This is a genomic window from Staphylococcus sp. 231237_7MaSpsaltlick, from assembly GCF_043107035.1.
This window is the reverse complement of record NZ_JBICNX010000101.1, coordinates 1-1,825: the sequence shown is the minus strand read 5'-3', so window position 1 is coordinate 1,825 and position 1,825 is coordinate 1. Positions and strand designations below refer to the sequence as shown.

Sequence of the window (1,825 nt, the reverse complement as noted above, 5' to 3'; positions counted from 1 at the left end):
GATTATGTTCTTCTCCATTATTTCTCAAATTAAGTCCCCCTATTTACGAAAATATTATAGTAATTATGGTTATAATATAACACATACCCCGTATAGGTATAAACGCTTTTGTTTTTAACTGATATTATAAAATAGCACATCACTTAGTTACTGATATTACACAGTCAAGTGATGTGCTGTTATTTACAACAATCAAAAATATATAACAAAGAAATTAGAGTAAAACTAAATGGAACGCATACCACAAAGTATTTTTATAATTCATTTATACTATGATTCACAATGAGTTATGTTTATATTTTTGTTAATATAATAAATTATCTATATTGAACGTCTCATAGTTATTGAGCTTATTTATCATATGTCTCTGCTATCGTTTGTTGATGTTTTTTCACATTTATATATCGTGTTGAAAAGCAATCTATTTACATAGGAAAAAGAAAGCATCACATATTTAGGCGCTGACCCCTTAAAGTGGGAGTTTAGTAAAAACACGATTGCTAGGCTGCTAGTTTTCTAAATTCCATAGGAGATAAGTAGCCTAATTTTTATTGAATTCTAACTTTATTTTTTGTTGAGTTTTGTGTCAGTATAACCTTAATATGTTGCTAGTTGATTAGATTTGTTTATTAAAGCAAAATTCAATAGTGATTTTGATTTGTTAGGATTATTAATCTGAGGAATGAGAGTAAAAGTACGCAATGCATTGCTACTTTTAGTTAAACATCTTTTAATCATTTATATCTATAACAAACCGCATCATTTATGATACGCTTCTCCTTATCAGTGGTTTTACTAAAATACTTTTAGCATAAAGATGTCACAAAGCGAAATAAATATTAAATCATATTATTGTCTTGCATGTATTCTTCCCTTATATTGAAAGAGACTTCCCTGTTTTTCATGTATTTCCTACGTATATAGTGGAACACTTGAACATTTCAATACATCTTTAACAAATTGATACAGCCGCAACAATACCTCTTAAGACAATGATACCGATAATGTCTTAAGCATTTTGCATTGCTTCCAAATATAACTTCTACTACTAAGAAGTCTGTATTAGAGAAGGTCGTATCAGTGCGACCTACTTTGCTAAAATTTGAACAGATTATTTTAAACGTTGATAAACATTCTGTTGCGTTTCCAATGGAAATATTGACGCACTTAAAGTCGATTTATTGTAAAAATATCGTTTGTTTTTACAATATGTTGATGATGAAGTATATACGCTTAGAATAAAAGGAGAAATATCCCTATATGAAAGATATGAATCATCGTATATTCAAAATGATTAATAACGAATTAGAATCCTATTACAATATGTTTGAATTCCAAAGAAATAATGGAACAGTCTCAACGTGTATTTAAAGTCAATTATATATTTTATAATAACATTATAAAAAAATCAGCGTATCCAAATTTGGGAATACGTTGATTTTTTTATTGAGCATCTATTAATTCTGATTAGTCTACTAATTGTTCGAATATTATTTTTCTAATAATACATTAGATAGCTTAGAATCATATGAATTCAAGAAATAAACAGAATACATAATTAAGAAAAAACAACTCTTTATTATCAGAAAATTTACAGAGGAGTCTTGCAAATTTATACTTTTCATTTTTAAAAATTTGATTTATGTTTTAAAGTTTGAATATATGATTCGATTTCTTTAATAAAATTATCATTATAATTCACTTCATCTATATCCTTTGAATAAGCTAAATTTCCGTATAACTTATTGAAGATTGACACTTTACCGAATAATTTTAATAAACTGTATGGTAATTTAATACTGATAGATCTCTTATCTTGTATTCT

1 protein-coding gene is annotated in these 1,825 nt (G+C 26.6%); it reads right to left on the bottom strand.

Annotation, left to right across the window (positions count from 1 at the left end; all coding sequences use genetic code 11):
- Window positions 1-1,627 precede the first annotated feature (1,627 nt).
- A partial coding sequence (locus ACF91D_RS30060; protein WP_392438392.1) for a hypothetical protein occupies window positions 1,628-1,825 on the bottom strand: 198 nt, incomplete at its 5' end.